General features: G+C 37.1%; 15 protein-coding genes. 3 read left to right on the top strand and 12 right to left on the bottom strand.

The window, feature by feature from the left end; genetic code table 11:
- Positions 1 to 72: 72 nt before the first annotated feature.
- The 3 genes from BLQ56_RS21180 to BLQ56_RS21170 all read right to left on the bottom strand — a co-directional run bounded on the left by BLQ56_RS21180 (position 73) and on the right by BLQ56_RS21170 (position 3021).
- Complete coding sequence (locus BLQ56_RS21180; RefSeq protein WP_090859329.1) at positions 73 to 1161, bottom strand: D-alanine--D-alanine ligase; 1089 nt, start codon at positions 1159 to 1161, stop codon at positions 73 to 75.
- Between the two features lie 184 nt (positions 1162 to 1345).
- On the bottom strand, positions 1346 to 2533 hold the full coding sequence (locus tag BLQ56_RS21175; RefSeq protein WP_090859327.1) for a molybdopterin-dependent oxidoreductase: 1188 nt from the start codon (positions 2531 to 2533) through the stop codon (positions 1346 to 1348).
- Positions 2534 to 2607: 74 nt separating this feature from the next.
- A complete protein-coding gene (locus BLQ56_RS21170; RefSeq protein ID WP_175490413.1) occupies positions 2608 to 3021 on the bottom strand; it encodes a rhodanese-like domain-containing protein in 414 nt (137 codons plus the stop codon).
- Between the two features lie 295 nt (positions 3022 to 3316).
- Between BLQ56_RS21170 and BLQ56_RS21165 the strand changes: the two genes are divergently transcribed.
- On the top strand, positions 3317 to 3748 hold the full coding sequence (locus tag BLQ56_RS21165; RefSeq protein WP_238457339.1) for a VanZ family protein: 432 nt from the start codon (positions 3317 to 3319) through the stop codon (positions 3746 to 3748).
- A 677-nt stretch (positions 3749 to 4425) separates the two neighbouring features.
- Here the strand turns inward: BLQ56_RS21165 and BLQ56_RS21160 are convergent.
- The 4 genes from BLQ56_RS21160 to BLQ56_RS21145 all read right to left on the bottom strand — a co-directional run bounded on the left by BLQ56_RS21160 (position 4426) and on the right by BLQ56_RS21145 (position 8790).
- Positions 4426 to 5205, bottom strand: coding sequence for an amino acid ABC transporter ATP-binding protein (locus BLQ56_RS21160; RefSeq protein ID WP_090859323.1), 780 nt, complete (start codon positions 5203 to 5205; stop codon positions 4426 to 4428).
- A gap of 17 nt (positions 5206 to 5222) precedes the next feature.
- Positions 5223 to 6425 (bottom strand): amino acid ABC transporter permease, encoded by a 1203-nt coding sequence (locus BLQ56_RS21155; RefSeq protein ID WP_238457338.1) that lies wholly within the window; start codon positions 6423 to 6425, stop codon positions 5223 to 5225.
- A gap of 10 nt (positions 6426 to 6435) precedes the next feature.
- On the bottom strand, positions 6436 to 7611 hold the full coding sequence (locus BLQ56_RS21150; RefSeq protein WP_090859321.1) for an amino acid ABC transporter permease: 1176 nt from the start codon (positions 7609 to 7611) through the stop codon (positions 6436 to 6438).
- A 93-nt stretch (positions 7612 to 7704) separates the two neighbouring features.
- Entirely contained in the window at positions 7705 to 8790 is a 1086-nt protein-coding gene (locus tag BLQ56_RS21145) for an amino acid ABC transporter substrate-binding protein (protein ID WP_090859319.1), read from the bottom strand.
- A 495-nt stretch (positions 8791 to 9285) separates the two neighbouring features.
- Between BLQ56_RS21145 and BLQ56_RS21140 the strand changes: the two genes are divergently transcribed.
- A complete protein-coding gene (locus BLQ56_RS21140; RefSeq protein WP_090859317.1) occupies positions 9286 to 10011 on the top strand; it encodes a ZIP family metal transporter in 726 nt (241 codons plus the stop codon).
- 262 nt (positions 10012 to 10273) lie between these two features.
- Here the strand turns inward: BLQ56_RS21140 and BLQ56_RS21135 are convergent, their stop codons facing one another.
- The 5 genes from BLQ56_RS21135 to BLQ56_RS21115 all read right to left on the bottom strand — a co-directional run bounded on the left by BLQ56_RS21135 (position 10274) and on the right by BLQ56_RS21115 (position 14967).
- On the bottom strand, positions 10274 to 11326 hold the full coding sequence (locus BLQ56_RS21135) for a Gfo/Idh/MocA family protein (RefSeq protein WP_090859315.1): 1053 nt from the start codon (positions 11324 to 11326) through the stop codon (positions 10274 to 10276).
- Positions 11327 to 11370: 44 nt separating this feature from the next.
- On the bottom strand, positions 11371 to 12339 hold the full coding sequence (locus BLQ56_RS21130) for a sugar phosphate isomerase/epimerase family protein (protein WP_090859313.1): 969 nt from the start codon (positions 12337 to 12339) through the stop codon (positions 11371 to 11373).
- 76 nt (positions 12340 to 12415) lie between these two features.
- Positions 12416 to 13441, bottom strand: coding sequence for a Gfo/Idh/MocA family protein (locus BLQ56_RS21125; RefSeq protein WP_090859310.1), 1026 nt, complete (start codon positions 13439 to 13441; stop codon positions 12416 to 12418).
- Between the two features lie 25 nt (positions 13442 to 13466).
- Positions 13467 to 14186: a ThuA domain-containing protein gene (locus BLQ56_RS21120; protein WP_090859308.1), complete on the bottom strand. Its 720-nt coding sequence runs from the start codon at positions 14184 to 14186 to the stop codon at positions 13467 to 13469.
- A 19-nt stretch (positions 14187 to 14205) separates the two neighbouring features.
- Positions 14206 to 14967 (bottom strand): sugar phosphate isomerase/epimerase family protein, encoded by a 762-nt coding sequence (locus BLQ56_RS21115; RefSeq protein ID WP_090859304.1) that lies wholly within the window; start codon positions 14965 to 14967, stop codon positions 14206 to 14208.
- Between the two features lie 234 nt (positions 14968 to 15201).
- Between BLQ56_RS21115 and BLQ56_RS21110 the strand changes: the two genes are divergently transcribed.
- Entirely contained in the window at positions 15202 to 15975 is a 774-nt protein-coding gene (locus BLQ56_RS21110) for an AraC family transcriptional regulator (protein ID WP_090859303.1), read from the top strand.
- Positions 15976 to 16004: the final 29 nt, after the last annotated feature.

Raw genomic sequence — 16004 nt, 5'->3', positions numbered from 1 at the left:
CCACTCCCTTTATAAGGTTTAAAAAAAGGTAAAGAAGGTCGACCCAGCTTGAGTCAACCTCTTCTATTTCTATTAAAAAGTGTACTTAATTTTTTGTTTTTCTTGATGTCTTTCAATCGCTAAATTGACAAGTGTCTCAATTAATTGTGGATAAGACACTCCCGCTTCCTGCCACAATAACGGAAACATACTAAACGGTGTAAATCCTGGCATTGTATTTACTTCATTCATAATGACTTCACTATTTTGAGTCAAGAAGAAATCTGCTCTAACTAAACCTGAGCAATCTAACGCCTTGAAGGCCTTTATCGCTTCCGCTTTTATCCGGTCACTTTCCTCTTCAGTGATCTCAGCAGGAATGACAAGTCCTGTGTTACCATCTTCATACTTAGCTTTATAATCATAGAAGTCTGTTTTCGGGATAATTTCACCAACGACTGAACATGTCGGTTCATCATTACCCAATACCCCAACCTCAACTTCTCTACCGATAATTCCCTCTTCAACGATTATTTTACGATCATAAGTAAATGCTTCTTTAAATGCAGCATCTAAACTCTGACGGTCGTGACACTTACTGATTCCTACACTTGAACCCAAATTAGCTGGCTTTACAAAACAAGGGTAACCAAGTTCAGATTCCACCTTCTCATAAGCCAGTTCTGAAGCTTTTTCCCACTCACTTCTAATATAAGAAACATAACGCGCTTGCATGATTCCTGCTTGAGCAAAAATGTTTTTCATGACAACTTTATCCATTCCAGCAGCAGAAGCAAGAACCCCATTCCCTACATACGGTATGTTCATAAGTTCTAATAACCCTTGAACCGTCCCGTCTTCACCATTAGGTCCATGAAGTAGCGGAAAAATCACATCAATACGGTCATTTTTTTGTTCACTTGATTCTGTTGGAAAAAGTTCATGATTAAGAGCAACTGGTGAAACAATATCTCCATTTTCTTTTAACTTTAATGTTTCTACCTCTTCAACAGGAGCAAGTAATTGATTTCCCCGCTTCCACTCTCCGTTTTCCGATATATATATAGGATGTATTTCGAATTTTGATAAGTCTAACGCCTTAATAACAGCTCTTGCAGTTTGTAACGAAACTTTATGTTCAGCGGATTTACCACCGTATAATAAACCTAATTTAATTTTCATCTTGTTCCCCCTAACACTTCTCATCGTTTTTTTATTTTACCATTAACAAAGCTTATTTTAATAGAATGTTTTTATACATTTTCTTGACTCGACTGTTTATATTATATGTAAAGTTAGCTTAAATGGGCATGGCTAATTGATTTTTACTCATTTGATAAAAATTCTCCAGTTACTAACCCTTACTTTACTTTCTCACCCACGCATCCGTTTCATAACCTCTTACTTGCCAATATCCTAAATGAGGCTGTGATGTCACTTCTATCCGAACGAGCCATTTCACAGATTTATAAGCATACATTTGTGGAACAATTAATCGTACCGGTCCACCTAACTCTGCTGGTATTAATTTTCCATCCATAATCACAGCGACCATCACATCATCCATACTCGCTTGATTAAGGCTAAGTGCATCGGTGTATATTCCATCACCAGAATAAAATTTTACATACTTTGCATTCTTTTGTATACCAGCTCGTTTAAGAATTTCCCTTAGGGGTATACCTTCATAGGTTATATTCTTGACCGACCACCCTGTCACACAATGAAAATCATTTACTTGAACTTCACGAGTAAGCTTTACAAACTCCTCCCAGTTATATAGATGAGGAGAATCTACTAATCCATCAATCTGGAGATACCAATTTCTTTCTGTATAGTGGGGAATGTCAGTTACAGTGTAAGCACGAAAGTTCCCCTTTAAACCTCCCCCAATCGGTGGATTAGATTTCGGAGAGACGACTGGAGATGGGTTCATTTTATTTTCCATTGGCGTTTCTAGTATTTCATTATATGACATACCACCAACACCAAATAACTTTTTCATCCAACTATATACATAAGGCCCAATTATCACGACTAGAAGAGTGCTACATATATACTTAAAGAAATTTCTTCTACTGATTTTTGGTGAAACATCTTTTTCTACATTGCTTTCTCTATTTTTACGCTTCACATCCACCATAAATGAAGCTCTTGAGATAATATGATATAGAATTACAGGGATACTAAACCATGTTATATAATCATGAAGATCTAAAGCTGTTTGGGAATATACAGCTGGTAAACTCCTTTCAAACACTAGTACCGTTCCACTAATAGCCCAAGACAAAATAAACAACAGAGTTAGAACGAGATTGTATTTTTTCACCCGATTATTCCCAATCTTTTTCCAATGAGTTCTTGTAAATGGAAGATAACCTATCAAGATCAAAATCATAAGTGAACCTATTACAATATGCGCATTTTTTATACTTACACGATAGTCTGCGGTCACACCTCGAAATTCAGGAATGAATAATGCAAAGCCGGTTATAAAAAGAAGAAGAAGGATCCAAGCATTATAACTATGTAATTGCTTTAATTTCTCCCACATAAATGCACTCCTTGAGGTAGAATATGAAATTCAACGCACCTTATAGAGATAAACCTATCGCGCGCTTCTTTCATTTACTTTTTATTCCCTTCTCTATTTCGAGTTCTAGGAGTGACCATACCCTCCCACTCATATAACCCACCCTTCAAGTGAGAAATAGTGGCTGTTTTTTCGTTCCTTCTTATTAAACGAGCTGCATTTTTACTTCTGACCCCTGTTTGGCAATAGAGTATTAGCTCCTTATCTTTTAATAACTGATCATTTTTCTTTTTTAGTTTAGACACTGGTATATTAATAGCACCAGGCAAATGTTTGGATTTGTATTCATAAGGTTGTCTGACATCAATTAATATCACTTCTTTAGGATTTTTCAATTTCTCCCTTATCTCTTTTTCACTCAAATGATTTAATCCTTTGACAGGTTTAAATCGATCAAAAATGATATAAAATAGAACGATTACTAACGAAATATTTATAATGGTTTGCAACAGCAAACACCTCACTTCATTTATTTGTCACACAAGTATCACTTTTGAATTATTTCCCGACAAATATTCAGACAATTTCCCAACTGAGGCTAAGTAGAAAATCAAATTTCAATGATATTTATAAAATAATTGAAACTCCAAGTCAGCTAGTATAATGTAATAGGGGACAACTAAAACGATCTAATCCTCGCACCCTCTATTGTATAATATTTTAACTATAAGAACATTAGGGATTACAAATTAACTTATAAAAAACACTTTAATCGTACTACGTAAATAATTGAGGTGGCATTGTTTGTTTAATAGAAACTATATTGTACTTATTTCAAGGGGGCTTTTGCTTACTTACTTTATTATTTTAGTATATTGGATGTTTCTGGGGTTTTCCAGATCACAAGCAGATGAATATTCATATAATCTTATCCCCTTTTCCACAATAAAAAATTACTTTCAATACTTTTCTCATTACCCTTTATTAACTTGGTCCATAAACATTATCGGTAACGTAACTGTTTTTGTACCCTTCGGTATTTTGATTCCTTTATCATCTAAACGCAATATGAAATTAGTTACATTTATTTTTGTTTTTTTGCTCGGAATTACCACACTCGAAATCATGCAATTTATCACTAGAGTAGGAAGCTTTGATGTAGACGATATTATTTTAAATACAACCGGGGCACTTATTGGGTTTATTTTGTTAAAAGGATTTTATAAGGGAAAATGAAGAACAACTAAGAGAAGTACAAGAGACTTGGCATTCCCCTTGAAAACTTACTTCCTAACAGAGTCTAATGAGGACTTGGCGTATAGGTGGTGCTAATGGACAAAGGCATGCAGAAACCATGATTTTTTGTCTAATAGAGGGGTCCTATCGGACAAAACCATTGCTCAGACCGTGAGTTTTGTCTATTAGAGGGCTTCTATCGGACAAAACCCATTGCTTGGATCATGATTTTGTCTAATAGAGGGGTCCTATCGGACAAAACCATTGCTCAGACCATGAGTTTTGTCTATTAGAGGGCTTCTATCGGACAAAACCCATTGCTTGGATCATGATTTTGTCTAATAGAGGGGTCCTATCGGACAAAACCATTGCTCAGACCATGAGTTTTGTCTATTAGAAGTCTTCTATCGGACAAAACCATTGCTCAGACCATGAGTTTTGTTTATTAGAAATCTTCTATCGGACAAAATCATTGCGCGAACCACGAGCTTTGTCTAATAGGGGTTCCTATCGGACAAAGGCATTGCTTCAATCATGACCCTTTGTCTTTTTAAGGCACTACCTATAATTATTAAAAGCACACAAAGCACATTGTTCAGCCCCTCGGTAAGAAGAAACCAAAACAAATGCGAAAAGAGCCCTATTCTAGGACTCTTTTTTGGGACTACTTTTGTTATTCACAGTATTTGTGATAGGAATGCTTTGGTTCTCTCATGCTGGGGATTATCAAATAGTTCCTCAGGTGTTCCTACCTCAATAATTTCACCAAAATCAAACAGAATGATTCGATCTGCCACTTGTCTTGCAAAGCCCATCTCATGTGTAACAACTAGCATCGTCATACCTGCCTCAGCAAGAGTCTTCATTACATCCAACACTTCTTTAACCATCTCAGGGTCAAGCGCTGAAGTAGGTTCATCAAATAACATGATTCTTGGTTGCATCGCTAATGCCCTTGCAATCGCAACACGTTGTTGCTGTCCACCAGATAGCTGTCCTGGATACTTATTCGCTTGTTCTGGGATCCCTACTCGTTCTAACAATTCTTTCGCGATTTTCTCCGCTTTGTTCTTTTTCCATTTCCTTACCCAAATTGGCGCTAGTGAAATATTCTTTAATATGGTCATATGAGGAAATAAATTAAATGATTGAAAAACCATTCCTGTTTCTTTACGTATTTCCTCGATATTCTTAATATCATCCGTAAGTTCTATTCCATCTATAGTAATTGTCCCTTGTTGGAATTCTTCAAGTGCATTGAGGGTACGAATGAAGGTTGATTTACCAGATCCAGAAGGTCCTAGGATAACCACTACCTCTCCTTGCTTAACGGTCACATCCACATTTTTCAATACATGATGATCACCGAACCATTTATTAAGCCCCTTTACTGTAACAATATCTTCTCTCTCTTCAAGCGGAGTTGTTAATTTTTCAACTGCAAATAAACTATCCATACATACATCTCCTTCCCTTATCGTTTTCCGAGTCCTAATGAAACCTCTAGTCGCTTACTTACATGTGACATTAAGTAACAGAAGATAAAATAGATAAGTGCAATAAATACTAGCACTTCCATCTGTTTCCCTAGGAATCCAGGGTTTGCAATTAATTTTTTACCCATTCCCAATAAATCTGTTAAACCTACAATCGCAACAAGTGATGTATCCTTAAAGATCGAAATGAATTGTCCAACCATTGCCGGTATAACGGCTCTTAGTGCCTGCGGGAGAATGATTAATCCCATCAACTTCGGTTGACTTAGACCTAAAGCTTGCGCTGCCTCAAACTGACCACGCGGAAGAGATTGTAAGCCTCCTCTAATATTTTCTGCTAAGTATGCTGCACTAAATAATGTAAAGCCAGTCATTGCTCTTATCACATTGTCTATATTGATTCCGTCACCTAAGAAGAGTGGAAGCATTAGCTGCATAACAAATAAAACAGTAATTAATGGTATACCACGAATGAACTCAATGTATATGATACAAAACCACTTCACTACTGGCAGTTTACTTCTACGTCCTAACGCGAGTAAAACCCCGATTGGGAAGGAACAAACAATAGATACACTTGCAATTAATAACGTTAATAAGAATCCACCCCATAGTCCCGTTCTTACAGGCGGAAAAACACCAAGCCCATTTAAAATCGTCACAACAATTGGAATAAATAATACCCATAATACTAGAATACTAACTTTCGCTTTTGGAAGCTTTTTACCTAGAAAGTAGGTTGTTAGTATCAATACAATATTCATTCCTAGTAATAATCTTGTATTCATAGTAACAAAAGGAACCATTGCCATTATGAGCATTAACATTCCAATTACAATAGCTACATGTCCAACTGAACCTTTCCAGATTCCCCATGAAAAACCCAGCAATACCGAGAGTAGGGTTAACCCTGCCCATATACGCCACATTTCTTCCATTGGAAACTGTCCTACCATAAGTAATCGGAAATTAACCGAAATAACAGTCCAGTCAGCACTAACAATAAAACCAACTGTTTGATTGATAATAGATCCAGCTATAACCGCAGCAACGATCGTTAAGATTGAATTAATCCAACTACTAAATAAATTTTCCTTCATCCAACCACCAACTCCAAGTGATGTTCTAGGTGGTTTCATTGCAACAGTTTTATTATTTTCACTTACCTCAAGCTGTTCCAATATGACTCACCTACCTTTCAACCAGCTGGAATTTTTTGTTGAAGAAATTCATAAATAAAGAGGTTACTATACTAAATGTTAAATAGACTATAATCATAATGACTACACCCTCAACCGCTCTCCCTGTCTGGTTCATGGTTGTATAACTTACACTCACGATATCCTGATATCCTACCGCAATGGCCAAGCTTGAATTTTTAATTAAGTTCAAATACTGACTCGTCAATGGCGGAATAATGATTCGTATTGCTTGAGGAAATATAACTAATCTTAACGCCGTTGAATTCTTAAAACCCAACGCCTTAGCAGCTTCTACTTGACCTTTAGGAACCCCCATAATCCCGGCACGTACAATCTCCGCAATAAAAGTAGACGTATAAATGACAAGGGCTACTAGAATAGCTGCAAAAGTTTCTGAAATTGTATAGCCCCCTACATAAGCTTTACCCTCAACAACTGGAGTTGTTATGTTGACAGGTCCTGCTCCTGAAATAGAGAAAGCTACTAGAAAAGAAATAAAGATAAGAGAAAGAGAGAAGATAACCGGGTAATTTCTCTTACCACTTAACACTTCTTTTTTCATCAGGTACTTATAAGTGATGACTGAAAAAACAACTCCAGCAATGGTAAGTACTATCCAAAGTAAAGAGCCTCCATGGGTTTCAAACCAAGGAATGGCCGCTCCACGATTTGAAAAGTAAAATGGTCCAAAGTTTACAGCCTCTTCAATCCTAGGAAGTGTAAGAAATACCGCAAAATACCAAATGAAAATTTGAACGAGCAATGGAGTATTACGAAACACTTCAATATAAACAGTTGCCAACTTACTTAAGAGCCAGTTGTTCGAGAGTCTAGAAACACCGATCACAACACCGATAATGCTGGCAAAAATAATACCAAAAAACGCCACTCGAAGTGTATTCAACAAACCAACTAACAACGCTCTTCCATACGTGTCTGTCGGTGCATACTCAATCAATGCTTCTGAAATAGAAAAGGACGCTGTATTTTTTAAAAAATCAAATCCTAATTTCATGCCCATTTGATTTAAACCAGCTATGGCATTGGTTACAAAGTAATATCCAGCTATAAAAACTACTATTGTAAATAAAATCTGAAGAAGAATTGGGATGATTTTCTTATTTCGCCAAAAAGGAGTAGTAACAGTCGAAGTGTTTTTGGCCATTTATGCTGTCCACCTTTCAATTAAAAATAGGCCTGCCATAGAGATCGCTCAAACAGCAGGCCTTTGTAAATTGTTTACGTATTACTCTTATTCTTAACGGAATGGCATTGAATATAAAATTCCACCATCTGTATAAAGGGCATTTAATCCACGATCTAATTTGAATACTGACCCCTCACCTAAGTTACGGTCATAGATTTCTCCGTAGTTACCAACTTGCTTAATGATTTGATATCCAAAATCAGCTGGTAAACCTAATTGTTCACCTAAGTTACCTTCAGTACCTAATAAACGTTTAATTTCAGGATTTTCACTAGTTAAGAATTCATCTACGTTTTGAGAAGTTATTCCCCACTCTTCCGCTTGGATAGTTGCATACGTCATCCAAACTATCGCATCATACATTTTGTCATCCCCACCTTTTACAGCAGGTCCCAACGGCTCTTTCGATAAGTTCTCCTCTAAAATCTTATGTGCAGCAGGATCTGCCATGATTGATTGACGAGAAACCAGTCCTGATTTATCAGTTGTCCATGCATCAATACTGCCAGATTCATATGCAGCCACAACTGCATCCGCACTATCAAATACTACCGCTTCATAGTTAATTCCTGCAGCTCGCATTTGGTCAGCAAGGTTTAACTCAGTTGTTGTACCAGTTTCAACCCCGATACGAGCTCCCTCTAATCCTGAGATACTATCAATTCCACTATCTGCAGGCACCATAATTCCCTGTCCATCATAGAAAGTTGTCGGACCAAAATTTAAACCTACTTCAGAATCACGGTTAGTTGTCCAAGTAGTGTTACGAACTAGCACATCTACCTCACCAGTCTGAACAGCTGTAAAACGTTCTTGTGCTGATAAAGGACGGAATTCAACCGCCTCTGCATCACCTAAAATCCCTGCAGCAAAAGCTTTAGCAAAATCAACATCAAATCCTGTGTTCTTACCATCTGTTCCTACATATCCAAATCCAGGAAGCACATCATTTACACCAGCAACTAATTTCCCTTCTTCCTTAATTACATCTATTAACGAACCATTACTAGCCGCAGGTGTTTCACCTGACTTGGCATCATCAGTTGTATCAGAACCAGCCTCATCACTTGAGCATCCCGCTAGAGCAATAATCGCTACCATAAAAACACTCAAAAATAACTTAAATGATTTCTTCACAGAATTTCCCCCTTTTTATTTATGTTATAAATATCAGTCTATCGAGTTATGTAGATTGATAACCTTCTAAACTAATATAAAAACCAAACTTTAATGTGAGTATTTTTCACACAACCTCTAACTGATGTTAGTAATTATTACATCTTATGTTATGTTAATTATTATACAGACTTTTCTGACATATGCAAATGATTAATATACAAATCCTGTTAATTTTTTGTGACATCCTTTTTAGATTGCATATTTAATGCATGAATTCTCAATCATAATATCTTTTAAATCGACTTAACAAAATATTTTAGGTCTTCCTGAATAATTTTCTGCATTATAAACATGATTCAAATATATTACTCCGCTGTTGTAATTTTGTATCTAGATCTAGTCGATGTAACATTTTCTGACAAACTTAAAACTTAATAAATATTTCAGTTTAAGAAACCAATAAAAATGGAAGGCTACATAACAAGATGATTATCGTTAAAGTAGGGATACGTAATGTTGAATGCTTTCTTTTGGGGTAGTATAGCCGGGTCTGCCTTATTACTAGGAGCTCTTATAGGTTTATTTTTTACGATCAAGAAAGTATGGATCGCTGCAATAATGGCTTTTGGAACAGGTGTTTTAATTGGGGCTGCTGCATTTGAACTACTTGAAGAGTCAATAAAAGAAGGCGGAATTCTTCCTACCTCTGTTGGATTTTTAATGGGGGCCTTACTATTTACTTTAATTGATCTTTTTATCTCTAAAAAAGGTGGGAAAGATCGTAAACGGTCTGGGGAGAATCCTAAAGGACATTCCGGATTAGCAATATTTTTTGGTACCCTATTTGATGCTATTCCAGAGTCTATCATTATCGGCTTAAGTATATTAGAAACCCATACGGTTAGTTTTCTTTTAGTAATTGCTATCTTTATTAGTAATTTTCCAGAAGGTCTCTCGAGTAGTGTTGGACTTAAAAAAGATGGCTATTCAAAAAGAAAAATACTTTTCCTTTGGTTCATCGTGTTACTTTTATCAGGAGGAAGTTCCTTAGCAGGATACACATTATTTAAGGATACCCCTGACATCTATATAGCAGGAATCGGGGCATTTGCGGCTGGTGGTGTTATCTCAATGGTTTCTTCTACTATGCTGCCTGAAGCTTTTGAAGATGGTGGACCAATGGTTGGATTTATTACAGCGATAGGGCTCTTATTTTCACTGATATTGAGTTCTGTTTAATTTTTGCTTATTCTCAACATAAAAAAGGGACTAAGCCCGGACTTAGCCTGGCTTCGGACATAACTGTTTATTTCGAACGCTAAGGAGTCCGAACCCAGGATGGCTTCGGACTGAATTGGTGATGTCATATGAAGCCGAGTCTGAACCCGACTCGACTTCGGACAAAATTAGTGACCCCTTATCCAGCCGAGTCCGAACCTCACCCGACTTCGGACAAAATTAGTAAGTCCAATTCCATACGAGTCCAAACCTTACCTTTAAATTATATACTAACCTCAATAGAACGATCTTCCTTTGCCGATTGGAAGACTGCTTCTATGATCTCCAACACTCTACGTACTTGGTACGGCTTGATTAAGAGTTCTTCTTCACCTTCCATCACCTTGACTAAATTTGCATAAAGCTCAGTCCAGTCTGTTTCAACTTCTGGTAACTCAAAGTCCTCTTTTGTTTCTGGTGGACGAGGTGCCATCATTCTGGTTGGTCCCGCTGGAGTCATGACTACGACCTCAGCAACCGGAGTGTCTGTATAACGCGGTTTTGTATAGCCTCCTGTCTTACAATCAAAATCATCGATTTGTAATGTGCCACCATTTCCAATTACATACCAACGTGGTAGCTTGTAAAATGCAAATGTCCCTACTTCCACATGTAACAGTGGTCCATTTTCAAGGGTAAGAGTTACCTTAAAATAATCATCTACCTTCTGATCAAGAACAGTCATAAGTTTTGCATAGACACTCTTAACTTTCGTGTCAGGATACATATCTAGCAATTGGTCAAATAGATGGACTCCCCAATCTAGAATCATTCCTCCGCCATACTCAGGGAAACTACGCCAACCAAAAAATGCACCACCTGTACCAAATACTCGACTTTCAATTGAAAGTACCTTTCCGACATTACCTTCTTCCACTACCTTACGCATCACCTTGTAATCACGATCCCAGCGGCGGTTTTGATGAACGGTTAAAATTTTGCCGGTCTTCTCACTTTCAGCAACCATTTCATCCCAATCTGAAACTGACATTGTTGCAGGCTTTTCTACCATTACATGCATTCCAGCATGCAATGCTGAAATGGTTAATTCCTTATGAACATCATTTGGGGTTGCAATTAACACGAAGTTCATCCCTTCATGTTTAAAGAATTCCTCAAGGTGATTATATGCCGTGAGACCCTCTTCTTTTGCCATTTCCAATCTTTTTGGATCAACATCATAGGCTGCAACAACTTCAACTCCTGCTCGAGGTGCATTTTCACCGTGCCAAAACCCCATGCCTCCATAACCAATTATTCCAAGTTTCATTTTCATCTGACAAACACTCTCCTAAGAAGATTATCAAGTAAACAATACTGCTATACCCACCATGCAGCAGACGGCTTTTGTTCAATAATGACTGATTTCAGGTTTGTAACGGCACGTTGAAACCCTTCCTCAATCGACATAATCGGATCCTCGTGCTCAATACTAACAACATAATCGTAACCATATGTTCTTAATGCACTAATCATATCTGACCATTCTTGAATGCTATGTCCACAACCAACTGAGCGGAATGTCCATGCTCGTGTTTGCACTTCACCATATGGTTGCATATCTGTTAGTCCATACATGTTGACATTATCCTGATCAATGTACGTATCTTTCGCATGAAAATGATGAATTGCATTTGCTTTTCCTAGTATTTTAATGGCTGCTACTGGATCAATTCCTTGCCACCAAAGATGACTTGGATCTAGATTAGCACCGATTGCATCACATGTTGCTTCTCTTAATTTAAGAAGTGTGTATGGTGTATGCACAAGGAAACCGCCGTGCAGTTCAAGACCGATTTTCACATGATGATCTTGAGCTAACTGCCCTACCTCTTTCCAGTATGGAATTAACTTTTCTTCCCACTGCCACTTAAGTACATCACCATATTCATTTGGCCAAGGAGTAACCGGCCAATTTGGATATTTAGCATCCTCATTGTCACCCGCTGTTCCAGAAAAACAATTTACAACTGGTACATTCATTAAACTTGCTAACTTGATTGTTTTCACTAGTGTTTCATGTGATTGTGCAGCAAAAGCTTTATCCGGAGAAATGGGATTACCATGGCAACTAAATGCACTAATTTGCAGGTTACGTTTCTCAATTTTGTCTAGATATTCTTTTCGTAACTGCTCACTCTCTAATAGCTCCTCTAGATTACAATGAGCATTTCCTGGGTAACACCCTGTTCCGATTTCAACAGCATTAACCCCTGCTTTTTGAACAATATCTAACATTTCTTCAAAATTACTCTGAGAAAATAAAACAGTAAATACACCTAATTTCACGTTATAAAACCTCCTTTAATTGATAACCGACAGTGAGGGTGAAATTAATATGATCTTTCACCCTCTTATTCATTCTTTATATAGTAACAATTCGTTTTGTTTCGTTAGATTCAAGTGCAGATAAAACAACTTGAAGGGATTTTAATCCCTCAGAACCTGAAACAGGTGACTCTTCATTCTGGATAATTGCATGTACAAACTTATCAATGACTTGTGAACTTGATTGTCCACCAATATCATTTGTTTGGATCCCACCTAGCTCATATTTAACAACTGCCCCATCTATATATTGAATAACTAGTGAATTTATTGGATCATCAAGTAATCGTAGAGTTGCTTTTTCTCCATAGATGATGGTTGAGTTATCTTCTTTTGCTACATAAGACCAGCTTGCAGCAAGTGTACCGATAATCCCATTTTCAGTTTTTAATACACACACTGCTGAATCGTCCACATCTGCATTTTTCTTTGAACTTGTTTCAACAAAAGCACCAACCTCAACAAATTCTTCACCTAGAATATAACGTAATAGATCTGTCTTATGAACACCTAGATCACCCATTGCGCCGATAAACGCTTCCTCTTTTCTAAAGAACCAGCTATCTTTTCCATCTACACTCCACCGCTCTGGTCCACCATGGCCAAAAGCAGAGCGGAAGCTATATAATTTACCAAGCTCTCCTTTTTCAATTAGTTCCCTCGCTTTTTGATGTGCAGGAACAAAACGTTGATTATGTGCGATCATTAACTTTTTACCTGCAGCTTCAGCTTCTCGAATCATTTCCTCTGCTTCTTCTTTTGAAGTAGCCATTGGCTTTTCACATAACACATGTTTCCCAGCCTTCAATGCTGCAACCGAAATAGATGCATGTAAGTAATTTGGTGTACAAACACTTACAATATCAATATCTTGATTAGCTAATAGTTCTTCATAGCTTGTATATGCTATTGCATCATATTTAGTTGCGAATTCATTCACACGTTCTTCAACAATGTCACAGACTGCAACAATTTCTACCTGCTTATTCTGTGCATACTCTGGAAGATGACGATGCTTCGCAATACTTCCACAACCAATAACAGCCACTTTTAATTTACTCATCTTATATCCCTCTCCACTTCGCTTATTATTTTGGTTTAATTTCTTCTAGTGGTTTCGCATTTCCATAAATCGGTTTTGGTAATTTTGTAGGCTCTGCCCATCGAACAGCATTCCTAATAACTTGTTGAATATCCTTGTGATAATAGGTTGGATAGGTTTCATGTCCTGGACGGAAGTAAAAGACTTTACCCTTCCCTCGTTGGTATGTACAGCCGCTTCTAAAAACTTCTCCACCTTCAAACCAACTCATGAAAATTAACTGATCTGGAGCAGGAATATCAAAATGTTCACCATACATCTCTTCTTTTTCAAGCTCAATAAATTCACCAATTCCCTCTGCGATCGGATGGCTTGGATCAATGACCCATAATCTTTCCTTCTCATCTGCCTCACGCCACTTCAAATCACATGTTGTACCCATTAAGGTTTTGAAAATCTTTGAAAAGTGCCCAGAATGAAGGACAATTAATCCCATGCCATTCAGGACCCTATTCTTCACTCTTTCAACAATCTCATTTTCAACTTCATGATGTGCGATATGGCCCCACCATACTAAAACATCCGTTTGATCTAGGACTTCATTTGTTAATCCGTGCTCTTGCTCATCCAATGTAGCTGTTCTAACTTGAAAGTCCTCTTTCAAGAAACTCTTAATAGATCCATGAATCCCTTCAGGGTAGACTTCTCTCACTACAGCGCTTTTCTGTTCATGACGATTTTCATTCCATATTGTTACATTAATCATCTATAATCTCTCCTTGCTATTACTTCAAGTTCATTAAGCTTTTCTTTAAATAGTTAATACTTATTGCAACACTTTCAAGCGGATTGCGTCGGCTCGCATCCTGTTCAACAATCCACCACTTCACATCTATTTCAGAACCTAGTCTTAGGACTGCTTCAATATCTACTCCACCTGTTCCTAACTCTGCAAAAAACTGTTCATCATCTGTTGTCATATCCTTCAAATGCACAAGAGGACTTCGAAACTTATAACGATTCAACCAATCAACTGGATTTTCACCTGCTTTAGTCAACCAATAAATATCAAGCTCTGTCTTCACATACCTCGGGTCCGTATCATCAAATATTGTTTCTAGTGCCTTCCTGCCATCTGTTAAACGTTCAAGTTCAAAATCATGATTATGATAACAAAGTGTAATTCCTTCCCTCTGACATGCATCACCTGCAAGGTCTAAAAATGAAACAAGCGCTCGATAATCCTCTTCACTTCGTTGATCTGGCATAAGAAATGGAACAACAATATAGCTACTACCTATTGTTTTATGGTCCTCAATCACTTTATCTAAATTATTATTTAACACTTCAAGTGAAACATGGCTTGAAGCTGCCTTGAGACCAAGATCATCTAATAGTTCTTTGACCTCTGATGCACTTAATCCACCAAAACCAGCAAATTCAACTCCGTCAAAGCCAAGATCCGCAACCTTTTTTAACGTACCAGCAAAATCCTGTTCAGCTTCTTCGCGTAATGTGTACATTTGTATAGCTATCGGAATGTTCATCTTTTTACAACCTCTTTTCTATCAAATATAAAACGCTTACACTTACCACCTGATACATATACTTTTTTATTAAATAGAAAGAAAGTTATCTATAAAAAAAGTTTTACTCCCATAACACTTATCTATTTAATCATTGAATACTATGACACCATCATAAGTGATATAGATTTAAATAAAAATAGATTATATAATTAAAACATATCCTATTTGGCTATTTATTCGAAAGGAGATATTATGACAATTCTCATTGGTTTTTGTGGATATTCGTTTCATACAAGTCGATATTATACATATGATAAAACTAAATTTAATGGATACCTGTTTCGTTTACAAACCGAGGGCATCTGTGAAGCTATAGTAAATGGAAAAACAATGAAGATTAAAAAGGGAGATATCCTTCTCGTTAAACCTGGTGACTATTATGAACTTAGGGTTGAGCCGAATCAGAACAGTGGTGATTATCATTTACTTGGTGAAGGCGAATGGATTGATCAATGGTGGAAGCGTTCTGTTAAGCCTACTATCTCTCGCATAAATCTTGATGAAAAACTACTGGCTTTATGGCGACATATCATTGTTGAAAAGCGGAGACCAGCCTCTGAGGAAAACCCCGAACTAACAGAATACCTTTTAAAGGCTCTATGTATAAACATTGAGCGAGCAGTAAGGGAAACAGCACCAACAGTCAGTCGCCCTTATTCAGTCACTCAAATGATGAGATATATCGAAGAACATGCTACAAACACAATTAAAGTAGAAGATGTGGCAGAATTTGCAGGCTTGAGCGTTTCTCGGGCTGTCCACCTTTTTAAAAGCACTATTGGAAAAACAATTATTGAATATGCACAGGAAATTCGACTTTCTACCGCAATTAATCAGATGAAATATACTGCAATGACACTCGAACACATCGCAGAAAACTGCGGATTTGGGACATACACATACTTTTATAAGGTGTTTAAGAAGAAATATGGGATTGCTCCTGGCGCTTATAGAGAAAAAGAATAGTAATGTGCGAGACTATTTGGGGTTCTTCC

The sequence above is a fragment of the Litchfieldia salsa genome, from assembly GCF_900104555.1.
In the GTDB taxonomy this organism is placed as follows: domain Bacteria; phylum Bacillota; class Bacilli; order Bacillales; family Bacillaceae_L; genus Litchfieldia; species Litchfieldia salsa.
The sequence above is the reverse complement of the archived record's forward strand: the minus strand, read 5'-3'. Positions and strand labels throughout refer to the sequence as shown.

Coding starts and splice junctions, on each gene's coding strand:
- BLQ56_RS21115 (WP_090859304.1), bottom strand. CDS start 14,967: ATGAACATTCCGATAGCTATACAAATGTACACATTACGCGAAGAAGCT.
- BLQ56_RS21110 (WP_090859303.1), top strand. CDS start 15,202: ATGACAATTCTCATTGGTTTTTGTGGATATTCGTTTCATACAAGTCGA.
- BLQ56_RS21140 (WP_090859317.1), top strand. CDS start 9,286: ATGTTGAATGCTTTCTTTTGGGGTAGTATAGCCGGGTCTGCCTTATTA.
- BLQ56_RS21135 (WP_090859315.1), bottom strand. CDS start 11,326: ATGAAAATGAAACTTGGAATAATTGGTTATGGAGGCATGGGGTTTTGG.
- BLQ56_RS21120 (WP_090859308.1), bottom strand. CDS start 14,186: ATGATTAATGTAACAATATGGAATGAAAATCGTCATGAACAGAAAAGC.
- BLQ56_RS21125 (WP_090859310.1), bottom strand. CDS start 13,441: ATGAGTAAATTAAAAGTGGCTGTTATTGGTTGTGGAAGTATTGCGAAG.
- BLQ56_RS21160 (WP_090859323.1), bottom strand. CDS start 5,205: ATGGATAGTTTATTTGCAGTTGAAAAATTAACAACTCCGCTTGAAGAG.
- BLQ56_RS21150 (WP_090859321.1), bottom strand. CDS start 7,611: ATGGCCAAAAACACTTCGACTGTTACTACTCCTTTTTGGCGAAATAAG.
- BLQ56_RS21175 (WP_090859327.1), bottom strand. CDS start 2,533: ATGTGGGAGAAATTAAAGCAATTACATAGTTATAATGCTTGGATCCTT.
- BLQ56_RS21180 (WP_090859329.1), bottom strand. CDS start 1,161: ATGAAAATTAAATTAGGTTTATTATACGGTGGTAAATCCGCTGAACAT.